Origin of the sequence: Fonticella tunisiensis (assembly GCF_004364155.1) — a bacterium.
Taxonomy (GTDB): Bacteria; Bacillota; Clostridia; order Clostridiales; family Caloramatoraceae; genus Fonticella; species Fonticella tunisiensis.
The window spans coordinates 1-24,097 of the sequence record NZ_SOAZ01000009.1 but is presented as its reverse complement, the minus strand read 5'-3'; the positions used below and the strand labels follow the sequence as shown (position 1 = coordinate 24,097).

The following is a 24,097-nucleotide window of genomic DNA, read 5'->3' as shown; positions in this document are numbered from 1 at the left end:
ACCGATAGCCCAAACATACCATATAAGGGGGTATGGGGGATGTCAATAAGCCTTTGTATGATTGCAAAGGATGAAGAAGAAAATATAGGAAGAGCCCTTGAAAGCATCAAAGACGTCGTTGATGAAATGATAGTAGTTGATACCGGTTCAACGGATTCAACGGTTAAAATCGCTGAAAGCTATGGTGCAAAGGTATATTATTTTGAATGGAACAACAATTTTAGTGACGCAAGAAATTTTTCTCTTGAAAAGGCATCAGGGGACTGGATTTTAATAATGGATGCCGATGATGAGTTTGTAAGGGAGGATGCTCAAAAACTTATCGATCTTACAAAAAAGGATGGCGTTGACGCATATTTCATGGAAACCCTGAGCTTTGTAGGGGATAGGCCGGGATATGATATCGTTATGAACCTGAATGTAAGGCTTATAAAGAACAAGAAGGAATACAGATTTTTGGGGACAGTTCATGAACAAATAGCATGCAATATAATGGCTGTTAACAAAGATGCCAGGATTGAAACGGCAAGGATAAAGTTTTATCACTATGGATACCTAAATAAAACTGTATCGGAAAAAAATAAGCGTAGAAGGAATATTGAGCTTCTTGAAAAGTCATTGGAGCTTGAAAAGGATAACAAGTTTTTATTTTTCTGCATGGGAAATGAGTACCTGGCACTAAAAGATTTTTCAAAGGCCCTTGAATATTACATGAAAACCTATGAAAACTTCAACCCTGACACAGGGTACAGCCCCCATTTGCTTGCAAGGATGGCAATATGTTTTGATGAACTTGAAATGTACGATAAAGAAATGGAAATAATCAATTTAGGGCTCGGGATTTATGAGAATTTCACCGACCTTGAATTTTTAAAGGCATGCCTGTACCACAGGCAAAACAAATTTACACTTGCAATTAAATCATTTAAAAGATGTATTGAAATGGGGGAACCACCTTCGAATTTAGCCCTCATGGCCGGCGTAGGAAGCTTTAAAGCCTGCTGCGCATTATCTGAAATATACCTGGATATGAAGGACTATGATGAAGCCTACAAATGCTGCATCGAAGCCTTGAAATTAAATCCAGGATATACTCCATGCCTTTATATAATCGCTGAGGCACTCTTTAAAAAGTATGAGAGAAACATGGATATTGACTATATAAAATCTGCCCTTGAAGATTTGTTTGGAGGAAGGTTGGACGGCAGAGCCTGCATGGCTCTCTCCAATGTGTTTTATAAACAGAGAAAATATGACATAGCATATGAATATATAACAAAGGCTGAAAAACTCATGGGCCAGTCACCGGAAATTTTATACTACAAGGGAACCTGTCTCTTTTATTTGAAGAACTTTAACAAAGCCATAGAGTGTTATAAAAAAATAAAATCCGGGGAATTTTATCAAAGAGCTATAAACAAACTTTTTTTAAGCCATATACTAACAAACAATACAAGAAGGGCTGCAAGGCTTCTAAGCAAAGATAAAGAGATTATAGGAAATAAAACAGTACTTGTCTATAAAACCTTCAAAGAAATTATGGAAGGGAAAAACTGCAAACCCGTTAGCGCTGATAAGGATGAATCCAGAGAATACTTAAGCATAATTTTAGACCTTTTAAACATTCTGCTTAAAATATCCGAATTCGATATATTTGAAAAAGCACTTCAATTTTTAAACCTTATAGAAAGTGATGAAGTGCTTTTAGGCCTTGCGAAGCTTTATTATGTGAACGGCTTCTACCAGATGGCATACAATGAGCTGATAAGATCCATAAAAATTTTCGACAGGATTGATGCTGAGGGGATAGAAATGATGAGAAACATCCTGGCAGGGACCGTATAGATGCAAAGCTCTTTGTTACTTTTCGGTAGCAAAGAGCTTTGCATCTGTTAACTATAAATCTGATATGAAAAAATTATAGTTGCATTTCCGACGCCGCCAGCGGTACATACCACATGATAATACTTCCCATACATTATAGGTACCAACACTTCAACGTTTCCTGCCGGAACATTTTTAACCGTATCCGGTACCCAGCTTATACCGTCTCCGCTTACCTCAAGTGTTGCAGTTATCGGAATGGCTCCTGTGTTTTTTACGAAGAAGGTTCCCTTAACTAATTTGCTTGCGTCTATCGATGGGGTTGTGGCAGTACCAGGAATGGGAAGTACAAATGTTTGTTCTTGAAATTCCACGTTTATGGTCGCAGCAACTGCTATTTCATCAATAGGATTGTTAAACTTCACTGTAATCAACCCTGTCCCCCTCCTAAACATCAAGAATTGTTTTACATTTTCCAAGCTTGCTCCATGTTTCCTTCAGCATACCACATAAGAACCAGAGCTGAATGCAAATTTGCCATTTTTATCTGTATACTTGATAAATAAATTTTATATCTACAGCGGTTGAGCCCGCAGAAGTAAACCTTACCCTGTAGAACTTTCCATAGTACTGGGGCGCCATTGCTGCAGTGGTACCTGGAGGAATTACCCTCTCCGTATCCTTTGACCAGTTTGATCCATCGTAACTTACTTCTATATTTGCCTTAACTTGATTGGGACCGAGGTTTTTAATAAAGAAGGTCCCCTCTATAATGGCGCTTACATCAATATCAGGTGTTACTGCTGAACCACTAAAACTTAAATACCAGGTGAAGGTTTTAATTTCTATATTTCCAAGAATCGATGGGGGTTCTGGGATTGTGTATTGAAGCTTTAGTTTGGGTATCAAATTGTAATTCATATTATGGGCTGATCCAAGGGTTATAAGGGATGGCCTTCTTTCATCCCCCCTTAAAAGAATACCTTTATTTATAAGATTTCCGTTCCTCCATTTTCTAACGATGTCTGTAACATCTATTTGCATAGGTCCTGAAGATCTGATATTCATATTGAATTTTACATACCGTGATTCGGTACGGGGCTGGAAGCTGTAGGTAGTAAAGTGCCCAAAGTCATCTAGAAGTCCGTATATATACAGTTTTTTTCCTGTAAATTTATAGAGATCTTCAATTAAATAAATTACAAGCCTTGCTGAAACAACATTAATATTAAACGGTAAGTTCATTATATCAAAAAACATAAAACTCCGATAATTGTAGGCCCCGTCGGTTCCAGCTTGAAAGGTTTCATCTTTAAAATTCTGATCCGGAAATTTACTGTTTACTGAGACCTGCCGTGTACACAATAAAAGTGTTTCATTCATTTATACCACTCCTTGCATTCATCCCCCATTATCTGTATATTCATTATATAATGAAATGGTTCGACAATTTTGTGTAAAAGGGGGGCGGTTAATAACTTTTAACCATCCCCCTTAGCCACTCAGTGTAGACAATTTTTACGAAGTGCTAAATGTTATTAACCGTCCCCATTGGGAAACAGGGGACAGTTAAGAGTTTTTTGCAAACCGGGAAAAAGGGGGGACAGTTCTCAATTGTTTGCAGTATCCTTCAGAAATTGGGATGGGTTCTTTATTTGAGAATTAAATGTTCTTAACCGTCCCCACTGGTGTATTTTAAAGCACATAACCATATAATATAAGTTGGGAGATGATTTTAATGTATATAGTAAGTGCGTGTTTATGCGGGGTTAACTGCAAATATAACGGAGGGAACAATTACAACGAGAAAATCGATAAACTTGTTAGGGAGGGAAAGGCAGTACTTATTTGTCCTGAACAGCTGGGCGGCCTTCCAACTCCAAGGGTTCCTGCGGAAATTTCAGGCGGAAGTGCAGCGGATGTGTTAAAGGGAAAGGCCAGGGTTATAAATAAGGATGGGGAGGATGTAACGAAGCATTTTATAAAGGGGGCGGAGGAAAGCCTCAAAATAGCAAAGGCTGCCGGTTGCAAAATTGCAATATTGAAATCTAAAAGCCCATCCTGCGGCTGCGGAAAAGTATATGATGGAACCTTTAGCGGAAGCCTGAAGAAAGGAAACGGAGTAACAGCTGAATTGTTTTTGAAAAATGGCATCAAGGTCATAACCGAGGAGGAGATTTGATGAATTGAAACGCAACATTTAAGCGTTTACAACAGCACAATATAGTGATATTATTTATTTAATACGCAGCTGTTTGACGGACAAGTACTTTGCTAATTCTTTTTTTGAAATTATCTTAAAATGAAAGGGGAGTAAATATGTTACTTGAAAGGATTACACAGGCCTTCGGAGTAAGTGGATACGAGAAGGAAGTCAGGGAGATCATACGTGAGGAGGTAAAGCCCTATGCAGATGAGATAACCGTTGATGCCCTTGGAAACCTCATCGTTTATAAGAAGGGAACAGGAGAAAACAAAAAGAAGATAATGGCAGCAGCCCATATGGATGAGATAGGCTTTCAGGTTATAAAGATCGAGGATAAGGGGCTTTTAAAGGTCAGGGGCCTTGGAGGAATTCCGGTTCAGGCAGCGCCAATGAGCAGAGTGAAATTTAGAAATGGAACAGTTGGCATAATTTCAAGCACTTCAAAGATTGAGGATGTCAAGACGGATATTACAAAGCTCTACATAGATATAGGCGCCAAGTCAAAGGATGAGGCGGTGAAGCATGTAAAGGTTGGCGATGTGGCGGCATACGTAGGTGACTATGTTGAACTTAAGGACAACAACATAACATCAAAGGCAATAGACGATAGAATAGGGTGCTACATCATGATTGAAGCTTTAAAAAAGATTGAAAATCCGTACAATGACATTTACTTCGTATTCACAGTTCAAGAGGAAGTGGGATTAAGGGGAGCTGCTGTTGCAGCAAACAGAATTAGCCCCGACATTGGAATTGCAGTTGATGTTACCGTTGCACACGACTTCCCAAATTCAGGCGAAGGAAGCAACACCCTTGGAGGAGGAACTGCAGTAAAGATTTCGGATGCTTCGGTTATATGCGATGAGTATCTTGTTGAAGAAATGATAAAGTGCTGTGAAGAAAACGAAATCAAGTATCAGAGGGATGTTATCTACGCCGGAGGGACTGACGCAGGCGCCATAAACAGGTCAAACTTTGGGGTTAGGGCAGCTGGAATATCGGTTGCAACAAGGTATGTCCACGGCCCAAACTGTGTTGTAAGCATGGATGATGTAAACGCTTCAGTTGAGCTTCTCAGCAAGTTCGTAAACAGAGTATTTGACTTTGAATGATTGATAAGCAGCACCCCGGATATATCCGGGGTGCTAAACCTTAAAATGCAGGTATTACAGCACCTTTATAGATTTCTTCTATAAGCTTTTTCGTTTCATCCGTCTGATATACCTCTATTAACCTCTTAAGGGTTGGGTTATCCTTATCCTTTGTTCTAACGGCAATGATGTTGAAGTAATTCTTTGTGCTCTCCTTTTTAGTATCCTCCAGATAGATGGAATCCTTTATTGGATTATATCCTGCATCTACAGCAACTCCATTGTTTATAGCTGCAGCATCAACGTCATCTATGGAGCGGGGAATCTGAGTTGCAACAAGCTCCACGATTTGAAGGTTCTTGGGATTGCTTACTATATCCTTTACAGTTGGAGTAATGCCGGATCCATCCCTAAGCTTTATAAGCCCTGCATCCTGGAGAAGGAGAAGAGCCCTTCCGCCGTTGGTTGCGTCGTTTGGTATAGCTATTTTACCGCCATCCTTAAGCTCCGAGAGGCTTTTTATCTTTTTTGAGTACATCCCCATGGGAGCTAAAACAGTGTAGCCAAGGGATGTAAGGTCGAGGTTGTGGTCTTCCTTAAACTTATTGAAATAAGCTATCGTCTGGAAGGCGTTTGCGTCTATTTCACCCTCGGCAAGGGCCATGTTTGGACGTATATAATCATTGAATGAAACTATTTGAAGATCTATGTTTTCCTTTGCAAGCTTCTTTTTCAATTCATTCCATATCTTAGGGTCGTTTCCCGTAATACCTAATTTAATTACCTTCTTTTCTCCCTGTGATGAAGCGGCAGGCTTTGAAGAAGTACATCCTGCAAGGGTTCCAAGCATTAAAACTAGTGTTAAAAATATTGATACAAATCTTTTCATTTTAGTTCCTCCCTAGTGGTTTAATTTTTTTAGCAATAATTCACCAACGGTTTGTACAAAGTTTACAAGCAAAAGAAGTATTATAATAGTTACAATCATTACATCGGTTTTGAAGTACTGGTAGCCATATCGGATGGCAAAGTCGCCCAATCCACCGCCTCCGACTGTGCCTGCAACTGCGGTGAAGCCTATTAAGCTTACGGTTGTTATTGTAAGGGCATAGACGATGCCTGGAAGGCCTTCAATGAGAATAACCCTGAAAATTATCTCAAGGGGGCTTGATCCCATAGATTTTGCAGCCTCAATAACACCCGGGTCTACCTTTAAAAGTGCCGATTCAATCTGTCTTGATACTGCCGGGGTGGAGCCAAATATTAATGGCACCATGGCTCCCTTTATTCCAATGGTAGTACCAACCAGAAACCTCGTAATAGGTATAATGGCTGTCAACAGTATTACAAAGGGTATCGACCTGAAGATGTTTATTACTTTTCCTACTGCTGTGTATACAACTTTATTTTCCAATATGCCGCCTTCCCTTGTAACAACCAGAGTTACCCCAATGGGTATCCCAAGCGCTGCAGATACAAGTCCCGACACCGAAACCATAATGAGAGTTTCCTTAAGGGACTTTACCATATCAGGAAATAGCTCTATTACGTTTGGCATCAGAGAATTCAATAACTCCATCACTTTTGATCACCTCCACCTTTATACCGCTGTCCTCTAAATATTTTATGGCCCTTTGGATTTTTTCGTTTTCACCGGTAAAGTGTACTATAAGATTTCCAACGGGTACTCCCTGGATGCTCTCAACGTTTCCAAAGAGTATACTTGCATGTATCCTGTATTCAATGGATATTTTTGATATAAATGCCTGTCCGGTATTTTGTCCTACAAAGGATATCTTTGCAACAACGTCATCCTTTGATAAATCCCTGATGAATGGGTCCCTATCAAGGATTTCATATATTTTGTCGTAGTGCATGGCGCTGGCTATGAACTCCCTGGTGATGTTTGCCTTCGGGTTTGAAAATATATCTACAATGTTACCCTCTTCTACTATCTCTCCATTTTCCATCACGGCTATTCTATTACAAATTTCCTTAACAACCTCCATCTGGTGGCTTATTAAAACTATTGTCAGGTTGAGCTTTTCATTTATGTCCTTTAAAAGCCTCAGTATGGACTGGGTTGTCTGAGGGTCCAGTGCAGATGTAGCCTCATCGCACAGCAGCACCTCAGGATCGTTTGCAAGTGCCCTTGCTATGGCAACCCTTTGCTTTTGCCCTCCGCTTAGCTGGGAAGGATAGGAATATGCCTTGTCCTTTAGACCAACCAGCTCTAAAAGACTGAAAACCCTATCCCTTATCTCATCCTTTGATAGGCCCTTTCCCCTTAGAGGATAGGCTACGTTCTTAAAAACGTTTCTGCTGTTCATCAAATTAAAGTGCTGAAATATCATACCTATTTTTTCCCTGCTTTTTCTAAGTTCTTTTTCAGAGAGGGATGTTAACTCTATACCGTTAACAAAAACCTTGCCTGAAGTAGGCCTTTCGAGCAGGTTGATGCATCGAATAAGGGTGCTTTTGCCTGCACCGCTGTAGCCAATTATTCCAAATATTTCACCACGCCTTATATGTAGATTTACTTTCTTCAATGCGTGTACAGTATTATTTTTACTAAAATAGGACTTTTTAACATCCTGTAATAAAATCAATCCATTTCCTCCTTTCAGTGCTACCCCTCATTCAGCAAGGGCATATTATTTTTATAAAAATGCGCGCGCTATTTTTCAGGATATTGGGGAATAAAAAATCCTCTTCGCCCGGGCGAAGAGGATTTGAGCATAAAAAAACCCCTGGAAGGGTATTTTTTTAAGTTACCTTCCTCATCTCCCAGAACTACGTTCTGCTGGAATTAGCACCTGGCATGATACATGCTGGTTGCTGAAACGTCATAGGGCCAGTCCCTCGGTTTCTCTTGATAAGGATATGTATTCACTTTTCTGCCAGCGAACTTGCTGGTTTAGTTGTTATTATAAAGGCTTGTTTTTAGGTTGTCAACAGAAAAATAAAAATTTTTAAACCAAGGGCAGCATTAAATTTTTAAAATTTTTATTGACAACGTTTTAATAAAACTGTATCATCAATTTTAAACAAAGGAATAAACCTTCTTATCAAGAGAGGTGGAGGGACTGGCCCTATGAAGCCTCGGCAGCGGGTTCTTTTTAGAATACTGTGCCAAATCCTGCAGGAGTTTTCTTGGGAGATAAGAAGAGATGCATCATAGGATGTCAACCTCTTCTTATCATGTAAGAAGAGGTTTTTATTATTTAAATTCCAATTACCGGCCGGGAATTTAAATCGTGATTTTCTATCCAATATCAAAGGAGGATTAAAATGGGCGCTTTTGTGTCGAATATAGAGGATTTAAGAGAAAGAATAATATTCGAGATAGATAATAACAGGGAAAAGTATATAGACATAAGCCACAGCATACATGATAATCCAGAGATTGGAAACGAGGAGGTCTTTGCCTCCAATCTGCTTAAGGAGACCCTTGAAAGGGAGGGTTTTCAGGTTGAAGGCGGTGTCGCTGGACATGCCACTGCCTTTATAGCCCGTAAAAAGTCAACTTCAAAGGGAGGTCCAACAATAGGGTTTCTGGCTGAGTATGACGCCCTTCCGGGACTTGGACATGCCTGTGGACACAACATAATAGGCGCTGCAAGCACAGCAGCTGCGATTGCACTCAGCCGCATTTTAGAGGAAACCGGCGGGGAGGTTGTTGTTTTAGGAACGCCTGCAGAGGAAGGAGGCCCAAACGGCAGCGCCAAGGCAAGCTTTGTCAGGCACAACCTTCTTGAGGGAATAGATGCATGCATGATGGTACATCCATCAAACGAAAGCACTTTAACGGGAAACTCCCTGGCAGTTGACCCTCTGGATTTTGAATTTATAGGAAAGCCTGCCCATGCATCGGCATGTCCTGAAGAGGGAATAAATGCCCTTGATGCTGTTATACAGCTTTTTAACGGCATTAATGCCCTGAGGCAGCATGTAACACCCGATGTGCGTATACACGGAATCATAACCCACGGCGGAGATGCACCAAACATCGTTCCTGAGTATGCAAAGGCAAGATTTTTCATCCGTGCCGCAACCAGAGAAAAATTGAATGAGGTAACAAACAGGGTTAAAAACATTGCCCAGGGTGCAGCACTTGCCACAGGGGCAAAGGTAAACATAATCGCCTTCCAGAACCAGGTGGACAATTTACTTCCAGTAAGGAAATTCGATGAGATTTTTAAAGAAAACATCGAGTTATTAGGATCAACCATTGACTTCCCAAATGATAAAAAGGGTATAGGCTCAACCGATGCAGGAAACATAAGCCAGGTTGTGCCAACCATCCACCCCCATATTAAAATAGGCCCAAGCACCCTTGTGGGACACACAGTAGAGTTCTGCCAGGCTGCAAGGTCAAAGGAGGCCGATGAAGCCCTGATATTATCCTCTAAGGCCCTTGCCCTTACAGGCCTTACCCTTCTAACGGATGTGGAAAAGCTCAGGGAGATTAAGGAGGAATTTGAAAAAATTAAAAACCCGGGAAGATAGAATAGGAAACAGGGGACGGTTCTTAATTGTTTAAAATAAAAAACAATTGAGAACCGTCCCCGTTTTTTCCATTCCTGGTTGAGATGCTCCAGATTCGTATTATAATAGAAATGAAGGGAGTGTTTTTATGCTTTGCGGTAAAAAAGTCTTTTTAAGGGCGGTGGAGCTGGAGGATGCAAGGATAATATCCGCCTGGCTAAATGACAGGAAATGCACCGAGCACCTCGATATAATATACCCAATTTCAAAAAGATATGCAGATTCCTTTGTGCTTGAGGCTGATGAGGACAGGTACAAGAAGGTATTCATAATCGACAGCCCTGAGCATAGGCCAATCGGACTTTTTATAATCGATAAAATAAGATGGGAATATAGAAACTGCGAAATTGGAATAGCTATATATGACAAAAATCAGAGGGGAAAGGGCTATGGAAGGGATGCTGTAGAGACGGCCCTTGATTTTATATTCAACAGCATGAACATGCATCTTGTATATTTACATGTTGAGGAGGATAATGGGCCTGCAATAAACCTTTATAAATCACTGGGGTTTGAAGTTGAAGGATTATTAAAGGACAGGACGTTTAAAGAAGGAAAATATAAAAACGTTTATGTAATGAGCAAAACAAAGGGAGGAATGAATATATGAAGATTGGGATTATAAGCGACATTCATGGATATCCTGGGCAGTTTAAAAAGGCCCTGAAATACTTTGAGGGCTGTGATATGATTCTCTGTGCAGGGGATGTTTTGTATCACGGGCCGAGAAATCCGATTCTTGAAGGTTATAACCCTCCAAGGCTTGTGGAGGAGATAAAAAGAAATGAAATTCCAATGCTTATTGCAAGGGGAAACTGCGATGCGGACGTTGACCTCATGGTCCTGAACCTTCCCATCATATCGGAGTACATAGTTTATGAAAGGGATAACATAAGATTTATAGTAACCCATGGCCATAATGTTGATGACGACGCTTTAAGGGATATAGCAAGGGTTTACAGGGCAGATATGGTTATAACGGGCCATACCCACATAAGAAGGTGTGAAGCCTTTTTAGATACGCTTTTTATAAACCCCGGAAGCGTTTCAGTTCCCAAGGGGGACGGCCTTCCATCGGTGGCCCTCTTTGAAAACGGTGAAGTTAAATTTATAAACGTAGAAAATGGTGCTATAATAGAAAAAAGATACCTTTAAGGATTAAATTTTACATTTTAACAGAATATTATAGACAATTTCATCCTTTGATATATAATTTTCTATGAATAAAAAAGGTGGGGGGATCTTTATGGATTATAATGTACTATTAAAAACAGCAAGGGAAAACCTTCAGGGAAGCTGCAGGGTATGCCCTGCGTGCAACGGAAAGGTATGTGCGGGAGAGGTTCCGGGTATGGGAGGAACTGGCACAGGAAAGTCCTTTACAGCAAACTATGAAGCCCTCGAAAGGGTTAAGCTCAACATGAGGACGATCCACGACGCAAAGGACCCGGATATGACAATCGAACTCTTTGGAAAGAAGCTTAGAATACCTGTTTTTGCGGCGCCGGTTTCAGGGACAACCCTTAATATGGGAGGGAAGTTTACTGAAAGGGAATATATATCATGGGTAATTAAAGGATGCCTTGACTCAGGTATTTACCCAATGGTTGGAGATACTGCAGTTGATGCATTTCTTCCAACCAACCTTGAGGAGCTGAAAAAAGCAGGCGGGGAAGGAATTGCATTTATAAAGCCATGGAAGAATGAAGAAGCCATAAGGAAGATAAAAATGGCTGAGGAAGCAGGGGTTTTTGCAGTTGGAATGGATATAGACGCTGCAGGTCTTATAACACTTGCACTCCATGGAAAGCCCGTTGGGCCGAAAACAGTTGAGGAAATAAGGGAGCTTGTTGAAAGCACAAACCTCCCCTTCATACTCAAGGGAATAATGACTGTGGAGGATGCCCTCCTTGCAGTTGAAACAGGAGCAGCGGCCATAGTTGTATCAAACCATGGAGGAAGGGTTCTTGATCAGACACCGGGAGTTGCAGAGGTTCTTCCCGAGATTGCCGCTGCCGTTAAGGGTAAGATTACAATACTTGCCGACGGCGGTGTTAGAAGCGGTGTTGATGTTCTTAAGATGCTGGCCCTTGGAGCAGACGCTGTTCTAATAGGAAGGCCATTTGTAACGGCATCCTTCGGAGGCGGCGATGAAGGCGTTAGGACATACGTTGATAAGATAGCAAATGAACTTAAGTCTGCAATGATACTCACAGGGTGCAGGGACGTAAAGAGCGTTGGAAAAGGTGTGATAAGATATTAACCATAACCCCCGGGTGGTTGCCATCCGGGGATTATTTTTTAATCAACATGAAAGGGAAAAATTGTGAACTGTCCCCCTTTTTCCTTTTGAGGAGTCATGGAAAAATATTCTTATTTGATAATAAATAAACATGAATTCCTATAAAATATTATGAAAAACAGAGTATAACACAGGAAAATAAAATTAATATAACAGCATTAAGACAGTATATAAAAAATAAGTAAATAAAATGTTTAACATATATTGATACAGATAAATAAAACTATTATAATAGAAGTGTAAGGAAAGTTACATATCCTTAAGAGGTAGGGAGGTATATAAATGAAATTTGAACAATGGAATGGTTTTAAAGAAGGAAATTGGACAGAAGAAATTGACGTGAGGGACTTTATTCAGAAAAACTATACACCATACGAAGGAGATTCTTCATTCCTTGAAGGACCAACAGAAAGAACCAGGAAGATATGGGCTCAGTCAGAGGAACTTTTAAGGGAAGAGCTTAAAAAGGGTGTAATAGATATCGATACAGAAACAGTTTCAGGTATAACAGCATATAAGCCAGGATACATGGACAAGGAAAACGAAGTAATAGTTGGATGGCAGACAGACGCTCCACTAAAGAGAATAGTAAATCCATGGGGCGGAATAAGAATGGCAGTTCAGGCTGCAGAAGCCTATGGATATAAAGTAAGCGACGAAATAGTTGAGATCTTTACAAAGTACAGAAAGACACACAACCAGGGAGTATTTGACGCTTACACCGATGAAATGAGAACAGCAAGAAAGGTTGGTATTATAACAGGACTTCCAGATGCATACGGAAGAGGAAGAATAATAGGCGACTACAGAAGGCTTGCCCTCTACGGTGCAGACTTCCTTATAGAAAAGAAAAAGGCTGACAAGAAGGCCCTTGACGGAGCTATGACAGAGGAAGTTATAAGGCTTAGAGAAGAATTAACAGAGCAAATAAACGCTCTTAACGAAATAAAGGAAATGGCAGCATCCTATGGATTTGACGTATCAAAGCCGGCAAAGGACGCTAAGGAAGCAGTTCAGTTTGTATACTTTGCATACCTTGCAGCAGTTAAGCAGCAAAACGGTGCAGCCATGTCACTTGGAAGGGTATCAACATTCCTTGACATCTACATTGAAAGGGACCTCAAAAACGGCGTTATAACAGAAGCAGAGGCTCAGGAACTTATAGACCAGTTCGTTATAAAGCTTAGACTTATGAGACATCTTAGAACTCCAGAATACAACGAGCTCTTTGCAGGGGACCCAACCTGGGTAACTGAATCAATCGGAGGTATGGGCCTTGACGGAAGAACCCTTGTAACAAAGAACAGCTTCAGATTCCTCCACACACTTATAAACCTTGGACCAGCACCGGAACCAAATATGACAGTTCTCTGGTCACAGAACCTTCCAGAAAACTTCAAGAAGTTCTGTGCTGAAATATCAATAAAGACAGACTCAGTTCAGTACGAAAACGACGACGTTATGAGACCGATCTACGGAGATGACTACGGTATAGCATGCTGCGTATCAGCTATGAAGATAGGCAAGCAGATGCAGTTCTTCGGAGCAAGAGCTAACCTTGCAAAGGCACTTCTCTACGCTATAAACGGTGGAGTGGACGAAAAGCTTGGAATTAAGGTAACAGACGTTGTTGAAAGGATAGAAGACGAAGTACTTGACTATGATAAGGTGCTTGCAAACTATGAAAAGGTTATGGAATGGCTTGCTGGCCTCTATGTAAACACAATGAATGTAATTCACTACATGCATGACAAGTATGCTTATGAGTCATCACAGATGGCACTCCATGACACCAACGTTGAAAGGCTTATGGCCTTTGGCATAGCAGGACTTTCAGTTGCTGTTGACTCACTTAGTGCTATTAAATACGCAAAGGTTAAGCCAATAAGAGAAAACGGAATAACAGTTGACTTTGAAGTTGAAGGAGACTTCCCGAAATACGGAAACGACGACGACAGGGTTGACGAAATAGCTGTAAAACTCGTTAACAAGTTCATAACTGAACTTAGAAAGCACCAGACCTACAGAAACGCTATACACACACTTTCAATACTAACAATTACTTCAAACGTTGTTTACGGAAAGAAGACAGGTTCAACACCTGATGGAAGAAAGGCAGGAGAGCCATTTGCACCAGGAGCAAACCCAATGCACGGAAGGGATTCAAGCGGTGCACTTGCTTCACTTAACTCAGTTGCCAAGATACCATACACAAGCTGTCAGGACGGAGTTTCAAACACATTCTCAATTGTTCCTGATTCACTTGGTAAGGACATGGAAGAAAGAAAGAAAAACCTCGTTGGAATAATGGACGGATACTTTGCCCAGGGTGCACACCACCTAAACGTAAACGTTCTTAACAGGGAAACCCTTGAGGATGCTATGGAACATCCTGAAAAATATCCAACACTTACAATAAGAGTTTCAGGATACGCTGTAAACTTCAACAGACTTACAAGAGCTCAGCAGCTTGAGGTTATAAAGAGAACCTTCCACGAAAGGATGTAATATTATGGAAAAGGCAAGGATTCACTCCATAGAAACCATGGGACTTGTCGATGGACCTGGAGTCAGAGTTGTGGTTTTTATGCAGGGTTGTAAGCTGAGATGTGCCTACTGCCACAATCCCGATACCTGGAATTTGGATGGCGGTTATGAGATAACAACAGGGGAGCTTTTAAAAAAAGTTAAAAGATATATGCCTTATTTTAAAAACTCCGGAGGTGGGGTAACCCTCTCCGGGGGAGACCCTCTCCTCCAGCCGGAATTCGTTGCGGAGTTTTTCAGGATGTGCAGGGAGGAGGGAATTCATACAACCCTTGATACTTCAGGATACGGCCTCGGGGAGTATGATGAAATATTGAAATATACAGACCTTGTTCTCCTCGATATAAAGCATATAGATGAAGACGAGCACAAAAAGCTTACAGGACAGGGAAGGCACGGATTTTTGGAGTTTCTTGAGGCCCTTAAGAGAAACAACACCAAACTCTGGATAAGGCATGTTGTGGTTCCTGGTATAACAGATGGAGAAGAGCATATAAGAAGACTTGCCGAATATATAAACACAATACCAAACGTAGAAAAGGTGGAACTTTTACCATACCACACCCATGGTGTGAACAAGTATGAAAAGCTAAATATAAAGTACAGGCTTGAGGGAGTGGAGCCCTTAAGCAGGGAAAGGCTTGAATACCTGTATGAGATATTAAACAAGGTGCTGCATAGAAGAGAGGAAACCCAATCCCGTTTTAAATTTGCGAAGGATACATCAGACAGTTCAAAGGCCATATAAAAAGGAAGCATCCTGTGTACTACACAGGATGCTTCCTTTTTATATGTATACAGCATATTTGCTGTATTAATGGCAGCCACAGCCACATCCACAGCCCTTTTCCCGAGCCTTTGGCCTGTTTTCTTCACCTGAGCAGTGAGGGCAGGATTCTTTAGGTTCATCGAATGTTCTTCCACATCTTGGACATACATACTTGGATTGTGACATAAGTTCACCTCCTGCATCGTTTATAAAAACATTATATGATAGCGTCAAAGAGTTTTCAAGAGGAAATGATAATTATTTTCAATTATAAGGGACGGTTATTAACTTTTTATAATTAAAAAAATTTATGAACCGTCCCTTTAATTTAAAAAATTACCATAAAAGGAAGGAATTTAGTAAAATATAATGAATATATATTTATACTAAAGCATTAAAGCACAATAAAAATCAGTGCTTTAAAATCCTAAAATGAAAGGAAGGAATGAAGATGAACAAAAAAATTCTGGCTGGCGTGACATCACTGCTTTTACTTCTAGGAAGCACCAGCACCTTTGCAGCAAAGGGCCCTTCAGCATATGCCGAAGAAGGCCAAAATGCCCCTTCATACGCTGAAAACCAATTCTATAAAAACGGAGGGCCTGTAGACCTTTCCATTGCAAATGAAGAAAAGATAATCGAAATGCTAAAGATAGAAGGAAAGATCCCAAAGGATGCTGCATATGAAGAAGCCCATAAAGCATACATAAAGTATATGCAGGAGCGCTCCAAAGGAAATCAAAAGCAGAAGCCTTTAAAGATGGAAAGGAATCTTAAGGCAAAACAAAGTCAAAGAGTTCAAAAGTATGTCTTTGAAAAGAGCAAGCCCGATTTAAATCCAAAGAAGGTTAATATTTTAGTGCTCCTCGTTGAATACAGCGACTATAAGCACAACAGCATTCAGGCAAATGAAACGGATATGTACTACAAAGACTACAGCCATGAACATTTCCAGGACATGATATTTGGGGATGATGGTTATACAGGTCCAAACGGCGAGAAGCTGATATCAATGAAGCAATACTATAGGGAACAGTCCGGTGGAAGCCTCGTAGTTGAAGGCAAGGTTGCCGGATGGTACACATTGCCTCAAAGCGCTGCATATTATGGAGGCAACGTTGGAGACAGCGGTAACGATGCAAGGCCTAGAACGGCAGTTGCACAGGCCCTTCAGCTTGCGGCAAAGGACCCGAGCATAAACCTTAACGACTTTGACAAGGAAGACATATATGACCTGGACAACGATGGAAACCTAAACGAGCCCGATGGAATAATCGACTATCTCATGGTTATACATGCAGGCGTTGGAGAGGAAGCAGGCGGTGGAAGCCTTGGAAGCAATGCAATATGGTCCCACAGTTGGAATCTGGGTGGAGTATACCCCATTCCAAATACCAGCACTGAAGTATCATATTGGGGAGGCAAACTTGCTGCATACGCATATACAATAGAGCCTGAGGATGGAGCGTCAGGTGTATTTGCCCATGAATTTGGCCACAACCTTGGCCTTCCGGATGAGTATGACACGATCTACAGCTCAGCCGCTGGAGAGCCCATATCATACTGGTCAATTATGTCCTCCGGAAGCTGGGCAGGAAAGATACCTGGAACAGAGCCTTCCGGCTTCAGTCCATATGCAAAGCAGTTCTTCCAGGCGGTTTATGGAGGCAACTGGCAGAAGGCTGTAAACATCGATTACGACAAACTAACAAGTGCTGGAGCAAGGATAACCCTCAGACAAGCAGATGAGGAGGGACAGGTTGTAAGGATAAGCCTTCCCGATAAGGCTCACAAAATAACCGTTCCTGCAAGCGGAAAATACGCTTACTGGGGTGGAAAGGGAAGCGATGGGACACCAATATTAACAAATATGACTGCCAGCGTTGATTTGACGGGCAAGGCATCAGCAACTCTCAAGTTCAAGACCTGGTATGATATCGAAGAGGGATGGGACTTTGCATCAGTCCAAGCAAGAGAGGTTGGAACAAATGAATGGACATATATTCAGGGAAATATAACAACAACTGAAGGTGTAGAGGGAAGAGATGTTGTTGTACCACACGGTATAACAGGAGCATCAAATGGCTGGGTAGATGGTATATTCGACCTTTCAGCCTTTGCTGGAAAGAATATAGAGCTTAAGTTTGAATATGCTACCGACTCCTATTCCTTTGGAGCAGGCTTCTATGTAGATGACATTCAGGTTGTATCTGAGGGGAGCGTTGTTCTTTCAGATGATGCAGAAGAGGCACCAAAGTTCACATTTAATGGTTTCGAAAAAAGTACAGGAACAGTTTATGCACCACACTACTACCTTGTTGAGTGGAGAAACCACCACGGAGTAGACACTGGCCTTGCACACATATCAACACTTGGACAGGTATTTTCATACGATCCAGGTATGGTCCTTTGGTATGTGGATGAATATTATACAGATAACTGGACAGGATATCATCCTGGAGATGGATACCTTGGAATAGTTGACGCAGACCAGCACAGCGTATTATGGCAGTGGACGGATCCAAAACTAAAACCTGCCCTTACAAGTGGAAAGTATCAGATGCATGACGCTGCCTTCAGCAAGGATAAGGAAGCTGAAGTGAATGTAGACCTTACTGAAACTTATGGAAGAACAGCAGTGGATACCTACCGATTCACAGAATCTAAATTTGATGACAGGCGTGATTATTCAAACCCTGAAATACCGGAGCTTGGGCGTAACATTCCAAAGTATGGTTTAACTATTGAGATAGCCCATCAAGCTTCTGATAACAGCTCAGCTTCAATAATAATTAAGAAGTAATGAAATTTGCAGGCACATAAGTGCCTGCAAATTCTTTAGCAGCAACTGCTGCCCCCTATATTCCTCATCCACAGCCTCTTCCTCCAGCGTTGGCCCCCTCGTCGCTTCCGGCGGAGCATAGCCTTGTAGGAAGCTGCTTTTTCACCTTTTCGCTTTTGCAATTAGGGCAAGAAACCTTCTCACTTGAGGACATAACAAACTCCTCAAACTTTTTGCCGCAGTTTTCGCATTCGTAGTTAAACAATGGCATAAGCTCACCTCCTATACCTCACACGGGTATATTATAAAACAATTAATTAAAACATGCAATAATAAGGGCGGAAAACAGTCAGCAAATGGTGAATCTCCAGCGCCGCAGATGTATAATTGTTCACCAATATGAATGAAAATATTTTTCAGAGTAGAGTAGAACAACGGATGATATTAGAAACCACCTTTCCTGTATCTTAATATTATATATTAAGGGGAGGTGAGAACTTATATGAATAATCTTTTAACTAGAGTTCCACCCGTTAGTGAGCAAACCAGGACTGCGGTAAGGATTGGACAATATCTTTTGCTTTCAGGTACCTTTATAGACGTCACAACAAGAGACGACCAGATTTTAATTTTCGGTGCCTATTTGAAGCTCATTGCAATCGGTCTTTTTATCTATGCGTCATTCAGGGAGGCCCGGGAGCAACAGATAGCTCCTGGAGTTACAACAGCGGCAAACAGAATGAAGATCATAGGGTCCTTAATAACTTTAATAGCAGCTTTGACACTCACCGCTGCACTTTTAAGGGAATCTGTTACAAGAAGGGCAACGGGATTAGTGCAGCCTTCAATCTCTCCGGCAGTTGGTGGGACAGGGGCCTTCGTATCATAGGAGAATCAGGGGGGATCTAAAATATGATGATGTTTAGAGCTCCCCGGTGATTTTTATGGCAATATTTCAAATATGAAGCATGTCTGTTAAAATATACTTGTAGAACTAAAAGGAGCGTGATGCCTTTGGTTAGAAACTTCCATGAGCTTTTAGAGATTGCAAAAAAGAAGGAAAGGATGAAGCTTTCTGTTGCGGCTGCAGAGGATGAAGATGTTCTTCTTGCCGTTGATGCTGCAAGAAAACTCGGTATAATAGAGGCAGTTCTCGTTGGCAACAGGAATAGGATAAGGGAGATCGCAGAGGAAAAGCATATAGACCCTGCAAACTATGAAATCGTAGATTCAAAGGACGTAAGGGAATCTGCAGTAAGGGCTGTTCAAATCGTATCAAGTGGGCAGGCAGATATTCTCATGAAGGGCCTTGTGGCTACATCCGATCTTCTTAGGGCAGCCCTTGACAGGGAAACAGGCCTAAGGAGCGGGGAACTTTTGAGCCATGTTATGGTCTACAGCATACCATCCTACCATAAGCTTTTATTCATGACGGACGGGGGAATGGTTACGTATCCCGACCTAAATCAAAAGGTTCAAATAGTTAAAAACGCAGTTAAGGTTGCAAAGGCCCTTGGTGTAAATCCCATTAAGGTTGCAGCCCTCTGTGCCGTTGAGGCAGTAAACCCAAGTATGCAGTCAACCCTTGATGCTGCAGCCCTGTCAAAGATGAGCCAGAGGGGACAGATAAAGGACTGCATAATAGATGGCCCCCTTGCCCTTGATAATGCCATATCAAGGGCTGCGGCAGAGCACAAGGGAATTAAAAGCCCCGCTGCAGGTGATGCGGACATACTTCTGGTTCCAAACATAGAGGCGGGTAATATACTTGGAAAATCCTTAACCTACTTTGGAGGGGCAAAGTCGGCGGGGGTTGTAATGGGAGCAAAATGCCCGATTGTCCTTGTTTCAAGGGCCGACAGTCACGAATCCAAGCTTTATTCAATAGCCCTTGCCTCAATAATCAAACAATAATCAAAACAGGGACGGTTCATAATTATTTGCAATCCATGACAATTAGGACAAGCATTATCAAAGGCCTTCCTCCGGTAACACATTATTTTTTAAAAACATAGTATATATAAATCATTAAACGGGGGGAGTAAAATTGATAATATTGTCCTGGTTTTGCATAGTTACAGGTGTTTTATTCTGCATTACAGGCTTCTTAACAGCCTTTAACAGAAGGATAGCAGTTTATTCCGACAGGGAAAGAAATAGAATATTGACGCCAGAGGGAGCTGAGGCCGTTGGAACCAATCTTATTATCGCAGGAATAATATCCATATCCGTTGGAGCAGTTAAACTTTTAGTACCGGAGATAGGAAACGGAATATTCCTTTTCCTTGTAGTCGTAATATTCCATCTTGCACTTTTGACATGGTTCGAAAGCACCAAAGATGATGAGGGCTAACGATTTAAAGAGCCCTAAAGGCTTTAAGTGCTAAAATTAAAGGCCCCGATGAGGGCTTATTTTTAAGCAGTCAATGATCGTTACAAGTTTGTTGCCCGACCTTTTATATGATAATATAATATTACAGCAGGAAGGAGGGGAAAATGGCACAAATCATAAAACTTTTATCAAACTTTACAAACGATATACATGACCTTCTTTTGGCCATGTCAAATCAGCTGGGCTACAACTTCAATGACAAGCAGCTCCACTTTATAATTGTAGGACTTATAGGAATTGTATTATATTTCTTTACGGACGTAACCTTTAAGGCGCTGGCTAAATACAGCATATCGATAATATCATTTATTTACACCTTTACCGTTTTAATAGTATTCGTATTTGCCCTTGAAATAGAACAAAAGATAACCGGTAGAGGGAATATGGAGTTTAGCGATATCGTTGCAGGGCTTTGGGGATTTATTGAAGCCTTTGGAATATATTTAGCCATAAAAATCATCATTTATTTAGCAAAGATGGCTTACAAATCCATAAGTGAAAAGGCCAGATAAGGCACACAGGAGGGTTAAACATGCTTGTTTTCATGAAGGCGGAGGGAATTTATAAGGAAGCTGCCGAGAGGTACATGAAGAAGGGGGAAATAGGAAGGGTCTCCTATCCAATAGAGTTTGAGGGGAAAAAATACAGGGAGATAGTTTATAACAGGGTCTTCCTTGGAACCATAAGAAAGGGAATATTAGGTGTGGTTTTCATAACCGAAGATGGAAAAGCCGTTACCGATGGAAGGATAATAAAGGAACTTGCAGCCCTTGCATACAACATGGAGGTTTTCTTCGACGAAACCTATGCCGGAAGCATTCCAAGGGCGATAACTCCCGAGAAGGAAATTCAGAAGGAGGAGAGGGACTTTGCCCAGATGAAAAGGGGACTTGAGATACTTAAAAATGAGAATGTTAAGGGAACGGATGTTGTGGAAAGTATATTGTCAAAGCTTCCGGGTCTTAAAAGGGAAAACAACAGGGTACTTAAGGAGCTTGTTGACAGGGTTAAAAGCTTTGAAAATGACAGCGTGGTTTTCAACAAGTCCATTATGGATGAAATAGCCATATACTACAGAAGGGCCCTGTTAAAGAATTTTCAGCGCGTCAAGCTCATAGCAAAGGGTATAAACTATTACGATGAAATAAAAAGGGAAGCGGCAAGGAGAAAGAAGAAGTTCAAATACAGGTTCATGGGAAGGGACGTTGTTGAGGGCCTTACAAAGCTTGAATATGGAATCAACTATTTAAAGAGGGTAATAAACGTTTATTCAAAGGTTATTGATATGAGTGAAGAGGAATACATGAGGTTTTTAAGGGAAATGGACAGGGAAAACATAAACCATAAAATAAGCATGGTAAGGGCATAAAGCCCTGCCGGCTCTGCGGCGGGGCTTTTATACTTCAACAACCTTAATATATTCAACATCCGGATCCTCAGTACCCTGAACGTAGAGGTTTGCCTCCTTAAGGGCCTTTACGTACTCTATTACCTCGCTGTTTATAACCTCACCGGGGCAGACAATTGGAATTCCGGGAGGATATGCCAGAAGAAACTCTGCAGATATTTTCCCAATGCTCTCGGAAAGAGGGATGCTCTTCTTTTTTCCGTTAAAGGCCTGCCTTGGTGTAAGGGCCCTCTCAGGGATTCCAGGAACGTCCAAAACCTCTCCCTTAACGGGCCTTGTTCCATAGTATTTTGAACTTATTTCCCCGAGGGCATTTATGAAGCTGTCCATCTTTTCCTTCGTATCGCCGAATGAGCCTACGGCAAGGATGTTGTATAGATCTGAAAGCTCCATCTGTATATGGTATTCGTTTGCAAGCATCTGATCAAGCTCATATCCCGTAAGGCCGAGGCCCCTTGCCGTTACCGTAATTTTTGTAGGGTCAAAGGCATATGCCCCCGGCTTTCCAAGGATCTCTTCACCGAAGCAGTAAAGGCCTGGAATTTTGTTTATCTCAGCCCGTGCATACTGGGCAAGCTCAATGGCCCTATCCAAAAGCTCCCTGCCCTTTGTAGCTATCTGCATCCTTGCAACGTCAAGGGATGCCATAAGAGGGTATGATGGGCTTGTTGTCTGAAGAAGGTTCATAACCTGCTGAACCCTGTTTATATCAATCCTTTCCTTTCTAACCTGAAGGAAGGAGCTCTGCGTCATGGATCCTATTATCTTGTGGGTGCTCTGGGCACACATATCAGCTCCTGCCTGCATTGCAGAAATCGGGAGTTTATCGTTAAAACCAAGGTGTGGCCCGTGTGCCTCATCAACGATAAGAGGGATGTTGTAGCTGTGAACAATATCCGCTATCCTTTTGATATCCGTCGCCACCCCGTAATAGGTTGGGTTGATGATTAAAACCGCCTTTGCATCGGGATTGGCCCTTAAAGTTTCCTCAACGGTTTCGGGGGTTACCCCATGGGCTATTCCAATGTTTTTATCTATCTCAGGCTGCATATAAACGGGTATTGCACCGCTTAGAATTATGCCTGCAGTAACGGACTTGTGAACGTTTCTTGGGATTATTATCTTATCCCCTTCCCCAACTACGCTTAAAATCATCGCCTGTATGGCGCCGGAGGTTCCGTGTATTGAAATAAATGCCATATCGGAGCCATAGGCATCCGCCGCAAGCTTCATCGCTTCCTTTATAGGGCCCGTTGGGTGATGAAGGCTGTCAACAAGCTTAAAAACAGTAACGTCTATGGATAAAATGTTGCAGCCAACGAAATTCTTAAACTTGTCATCCATTCCACATCCCTTCTTGTGTCCTGGGACATGAAAGGGAATCGTTTCTCTGTTATAATACTCCATAAGTGCGTCGAAAATAGGCGTTTTAGTTTGATCCATCTTATACAATTTACCTGGCACCCTCTTTCTTATATATCTATCAAGCCCTTGATGTTTCAAGGTTTATATGCATTTTTACAAACAAATTAATTATAGAGCAATAGTATTTAAAATGCAATTGGATGGGATGAAAAAATAAAAATTTTTTGCTTGAGTACAAAAGCTTTTGATAATAATATTTTAACCACATTTATATAAATAGATATTATATATAATGACAGTAAACAGCCTTGACGAAAGGACGACGTTTATATCAACTATATAAAATATGATTAAGAGGTGATACTTTGGAAAATAAGCAATTTGATACTTTACTGGAAGTTATAAATAGATTGAGCTGTGAATTTAACAGCTTTAGGGACGAAGTATCTGAAGGATTTAAAAGGGTTTTTACGAATACCTTTTTTTTATGCAGCTTTCCCATCTAACAAAGCATTACCGTAGTGGCGAACATCGTTCGCCACCATAACGCCAGTTCCATATTAACATAAACATAAATGTAGTGGCGAACACCGTTCGCCACCATAACGCCAGTTCCATATTAACATAAACATAATCGCAGTGGCGAACATCGTTCGCCACCATAACGCCAGTTCCATATTAACATAAACATAAATGTAGTGGCGAACACTGTTCGCCACCATAACGCCAGTTCCATATTAACATAAACATAATCGCAGTGGCGAACACCGTTCGCCACCATAACGCCAGTTCCATATTAACATAAACATAAATGTAGTGGCGAACACCGTTTGCCATCATAACGCCAGTTCCATATTAACATA

23 protein-coding genes and 2 riboswitches are annotated in these 24,097 nt (G+C 41.3%); of the genes, 15 read left to right on the top strand and 8 right to left on the bottom strand.

Annotated elements, in window-relative coordinates; genetic code table 11:
- The first annotated feature begins 39 nt into the window (after positions 1-39).
- On the top strand, positions 40-1,845 hold the full coding sequence (locus EDD71_RS06755; protein WP_166636373.1) for a TPR domain-containing glycosyltransferase: 1,806 nt from the start codon (positions 40-42) through the stop codon (positions 1,843-1,845).
- Positions 1,846-1,892: 47 nt separating this feature from the next.
- Here the strand turns inward: EDD71_RS06755 and EDD71_RS06750 are convergent, their stop codons facing one another.
- Positions 1,893-2,249: a DUF6385 domain-containing protein gene (locus EDD71_RS06750; RefSeq protein WP_243116418.1), complete on the bottom strand. Its 357-nt coding sequence runs from the start codon at positions 2,247-2,249 to the stop codon at positions 1,893-1,895.
- 118 nt (positions 2,250-2,367) lie between these two features.
- Positions 2,368-3,207: a DNRLRE domain-containing protein gene (locus tag EDD71_RS06745; protein ID WP_133627987.1), complete on the bottom strand. Its 840-nt coding sequence runs from the start codon at positions 3,205-3,207 to the stop codon at positions 2,368-2,370.
- A gap of 355 nt (positions 3,208-3,562) precedes the next feature.
- Between EDD71_RS06745 and EDD71_RS06740 the strand changes: the two genes are divergently transcribed.
- Positions 3,563-4,006, top strand: a complete 444-nt coding sequence (locus EDD71_RS06740) for a 2-thiouracil desulfurase family protein (protein ID WP_133627986.1) — start codon at positions 3,563-3,565, stop codon at positions 4,004-4,006.
- A 137-nt stretch (positions 4,007-4,143) separates the two neighbouring features.
- Entirely contained in the window at positions 4,144-5,142 is a 999-nt protein-coding gene (locus EDD71_RS06735; RefSeq protein WP_133627985.1) for a M42 family metallopeptidase, read from the top strand.
- A gap of 40 nt (positions 5,143-5,182) precedes the next feature.
- Here the strand turns inward: EDD71_RS06735 and EDD71_RS06730 are convergent, their stop codons facing one another.
- Genes EDD71_RS06730 through EDD71_RS06720 form a run of 3 tightly spaced genes read right to left on the bottom strand, consistent with a single transcriptional unit; the run spans position 5,183 to position 7,730 of the window.
- Positions 5,183-6,010 (bottom strand): MetQ/NlpA family ABC transporter substrate-binding protein, encoded by an 828-nt coding sequence (locus EDD71_RS06730; RefSeq protein WP_133627984.1) that lies wholly within the window; start codon positions 6,008-6,010, stop codon positions 5,183-5,185.
- Positions 6,011-6,022: 12 nt separating this feature from the next.
- Positions 6,023-6,703: a methionine ABC transporter permease gene (locus tag EDD71_RS06725; protein ID WP_133627983.1), complete on the bottom strand. Its 681-nt coding sequence runs from the start codon at positions 6,701-6,703 to the stop codon at positions 6,023-6,025.
- A complete protein-coding gene (locus EDD71_RS06720; protein WP_133627982.1) occupies positions 6,651-7,730 on the bottom strand; it encodes a methionine ABC transporter ATP-binding protein in 1,080 nt (359 codons plus the stop codon). Before EDD71_RS06720 ends, EDD71_RS06725 begins: the two co-directional genes overlap by 53 nt.
- A 168-nt stretch (positions 7,731-7,898) precedes the next feature.
- Positions 7,899-8,003: riboswitch (SAM riboswitch) on the bottom strand.
- A gap of 180 nt (positions 8,004-8,183) precedes the next feature.
- Positions 8,184-8,288: riboswitch (SAM riboswitch) on the top strand.
- A 124-nt stretch (positions 8,289-8,412) separates the two neighbouring features.
- On the opposite strand from EDD71_RS06720, the gene EDD71_RS06715 reads away from it, so the two are divergent.
- The 6 genes from EDD71_RS06715 to pflA all read left to right on the top strand — a co-directional run bounded on the left by EDD71_RS06715 (position 8,413) and on the right by pflA (position 15,266).
- Entirely contained in the window at positions 8,413-9,630 is a 1,218-nt protein-coding gene (locus EDD71_RS06715; protein WP_133627981.1) for a M20 family metallopeptidase, read from the top strand.
- 127 nt (positions 9,631-9,757) lie between these two features.
- Entirely contained in the window at positions 9,758-10,279 is a 522-nt protein-coding gene (locus EDD71_RS06710; RefSeq protein ID WP_133627980.1) for a GNAT family N-acetyltransferase, read from the top strand.
- Positions 10,276-10,824 (top strand): phosphodiesterase, encoded by a 549-nt coding sequence (gene yfcE / locus EDD71_RS06705; protein WP_133627979.1) that lies wholly within the window; start codon positions 10,276-10,278, stop codon positions 10,822-10,824. Before EDD71_RS06710 ends, yfcE begins: the two co-directional genes overlap by 4 nt.
- A gap of 91 nt (positions 10,825-10,915) precedes the next feature.
- Positions 10,916-11,932: an alpha-hydroxy-acid oxidizing protein gene (locus EDD71_RS06700; RefSeq protein ID WP_133627978.1), complete on the top strand. Its 1,017-nt coding sequence runs from the start codon at positions 10,916-10,918 to the stop codon at positions 11,930-11,932.
- Between the two features lie 321 nt (positions 11,933-12,253).
- Positions 12,254-14,479 carry a formate C-acetyltransferase gene (pflB, locus tag EDD71_RS06695; protein WP_133627977.1) on the top strand — a complete coding sequence of 742 codons (2,226 nt, stop codon included), beginning with the start codon at positions 12,254-12,256 and terminating at the stop codon, positions 14,477-14,479.
- Between the two features lie 4 nt (positions 14,480-14,483).
- The gene (gene pflA / locus EDD71_RS06690; RefSeq protein WP_133627976.1) at positions 14,484-15,266 is read left to right on the top strand and encodes a pyruvate formate-lyase-activating protein; all 783 of its coding nucleotides are present in this window, start codon (positions 14,484-14,486) and stop codon (positions 15,264-15,266) included.
- Between the two features lie 66 nt (positions 15,267-15,332).
- On the opposite strand, the gene EDD71_RS06685 is transcribed toward pflA, so the two are convergent.
- Positions 15,333-15,473, bottom strand: coding sequence for a 50S ribosomal protein L40e (locus tag EDD71_RS06685; RefSeq protein ID WP_133627975.1), 141 nt, complete (start codon positions 15,471-15,473; stop codon positions 15,333-15,335).
- A gap of 265 nt (positions 15,474-15,738) precedes the next feature.
- Here EDD71_RS06685 and EDD71_RS06680 point away from each other — a divergent pair, with 265 nt between their 5' ends.
- Complete coding sequence (locus tag EDD71_RS06680; protein WP_133627974.1) at positions 15,739-18,090, top strand: immune inhibitor A domain-containing protein; 2,352 nt, start codon at positions 15,739-15,741, stop codon at positions 18,088-18,090.
- 64 nt (positions 18,091-18,154) lie between these two features.
- Here the strand turns inward: EDD71_RS06680 and EDD71_RS06675 are convergent, their stop codons facing one another.
- A complete protein-coding gene (locus EDD71_RS06675; protein ID WP_133627973.1) occupies positions 18,155-18,340 on the bottom strand; it encodes an FmdB family zinc ribbon protein in 186 nt (61 codons plus the stop codon).
- Positions 18,341-18,571: 231 nt separating this feature from the next.
- On the opposite strand from EDD71_RS06675, the gene EDD71_RS06670 reads away from it, so the two are divergent.
- The 5 genes from EDD71_RS06670 to EDD71_RS06650 all read left to right on the top strand — a co-directional run bounded on the left by EDD71_RS06670 (position 18,572) and on the right by EDD71_RS06650 (position 21,830).
- Positions 18,572-18,958, top strand: a complete 387-nt coding sequence (locus tag EDD71_RS06670; RefSeq protein WP_133627972.1) for a hypothetical protein — start codon at positions 18,572-18,574, stop codon at positions 18,956-18,958.
- A gap of 125 nt (positions 18,959-19,083) precedes the next feature.
- Positions 19,084-19,983 carry a phosphate butyryltransferase gene (locus tag EDD71_RS06665; RefSeq protein ID WP_133628060.1) on the top strand — a complete coding sequence of 300 codons (900 nt, stop codon included), beginning with the start codon at positions 19,084-19,086 and terminating at the stop codon, positions 19,981-19,983.
- A gap of 133 nt (positions 19,984-20,116) precedes the next feature.
- Positions 20,117-20,422, top strand: coding sequence for a hypothetical protein (locus tag EDD71_RS06660; protein ID WP_133627971.1), 306 nt, complete (start codon positions 20,117-20,119; stop codon positions 20,420-20,422).
- A 143-nt stretch (positions 20,423-20,565) separates the two neighbouring features.
- Entirely contained in the window at positions 20,566-20,973 is a 408-nt protein-coding gene (locus tag EDD71_RS06655; RefSeq protein WP_133627970.1) for a hypothetical protein, read from the top strand.
- A gap of 20 nt (positions 20,974-20,993) precedes the next feature.
- Positions 20,994-21,830, top strand: a complete 837-nt coding sequence (locus EDD71_RS06650; RefSeq protein ID WP_133627969.1) for a hypothetical protein — start codon at positions 20,994-20,996, stop codon at positions 21,828-21,830.
- A gap of 27 nt (positions 21,831-21,857) precedes the next feature.
- Here the strand turns inward: EDD71_RS06650 and EDD71_RS06645 are convergent, their stop codons facing one another.
- Positions 21,858-23,321, bottom strand: coding sequence for an aminotransferase class I/II-fold pyridoxal phosphate-dependent enzyme (locus tag EDD71_RS06645; RefSeq protein WP_133627968.1), 1,464 nt, complete (start codon positions 23,319-23,321; stop codon positions 21,858-21,860).
- Between the last annotated feature and the right edge of the window lie 776 nt (positions 23,322-24,097).

Excerpts from the sequence above, each read along its gene's own strand:
- EDD71_RS06755 (WP_166636373.1), top strand. The coding sequence starts at position 40 with ATGTCAATAAGCCTTTGTATGATTGCAAAGGATGAAGAAGAAAATATA.
- EDD71_RS06745 (WP_133627987.1), bottom strand. The coding sequence starts at position 3,207 with ATGAATGAAACACTTTTATTGTGTACACGGCAGGTCTCAGTAAACAGT.
- EDD71_RS06740 (WP_133627986.1), top strand. The coding sequence starts at position 3,563 with ATGTATATAGTAAGTGCGTGTTTATGCGGGGTTAACTGCAAATATAAC.
- EDD71_RS06735 (WP_133627985.1), top strand. The coding sequence starts at position 4,144 with ATGTTACTTGAAAGGATTACACAGGCCTTCGGAGTAAGTGGATACGAG.
- EDD71_RS06730 (WP_133627984.1), bottom strand. The coding sequence starts at position 6,010 with ATGAAAAGATTTGTATCAATATTTTTAACACTAGTTTTAATGCTTGGA.
- EDD71_RS06715 (WP_133627981.1), top strand. The coding sequence starts at position 8,413 with ATGGGCGCTTTTGTGTCGAATATAGAGGATTTAAGAGAAAGAATAATA.
- EDD71_RS06710 (WP_133627980.1), top strand. The coding sequence starts at position 9,758 with ATGCTTTGCGGTAAAAAAGTCTTTTTAAGGGCGGTGGAGCTGGAGGAT.
- yfcE (WP_133627979.1), top strand. The coding sequence starts at position 10,276 with ATGAAGATTGGGATTATAAGCGACATTCATGGATATCCTGGGCAGTTT.
- EDD71_RS06700 (WP_133627978.1), top strand. The coding sequence starts at position 10,916 with ATGGATTATAATGTACTATTAAAAACAGCAAGGGAAAACCTTCAGGGA.
- pflB (WP_133627977.1), top strand. The coding sequence starts at position 12,254 with ATGAAATTTGAACAATGGAATGGTTTTAAAGAAGGAAATTGGACAGAA.
- pflA (WP_133627976.1), top strand. The coding sequence starts at position 14,484 with ATGGAAAAGGCAAGGATTCACTCCATAGAAACCATGGGACTTGTCGAT.
- EDD71_RS06685 (WP_133627975.1), bottom strand. The coding sequence starts at position 15,473 with ATGTCACAATCCAAGTATGTATGTCCAAGATGTGGAAGAACATTCGAT.
- EDD71_RS06680 (WP_133627974.1), top strand. The coding sequence starts at position 15,739 with ATGAACAAAAAAATTCTGGCTGGCGTGACATCACTGCTTTTACTTCTA.
- EDD71_RS06675 (WP_133627973.1), bottom strand. The coding sequence starts at position 18,340 with ATGCCATTGTTTAACTACGAATGCGAAAACTGCGGCAAAAAGTTTGAG.
- EDD71_RS06670 (WP_133627972.1), top strand. The coding sequence starts at position 18,572 with ATGAATAATCTTTTAACTAGAGTTCCACCCGTTAGTGAGCAAACCAGG.
- EDD71_RS06655 (WP_133627970.1), top strand. The coding sequence starts at position 20,566 with ATGGCACAAATCATAAAACTTTTATCAAACTTTACAAACGATATACAT.
- EDD71_RS06650 (WP_133627969.1), top strand. The coding sequence starts at position 20,994 with ATGCTTGTTTTCATGAAGGCGGAGGGAATTTATAAGGAAGCTGCCGAG.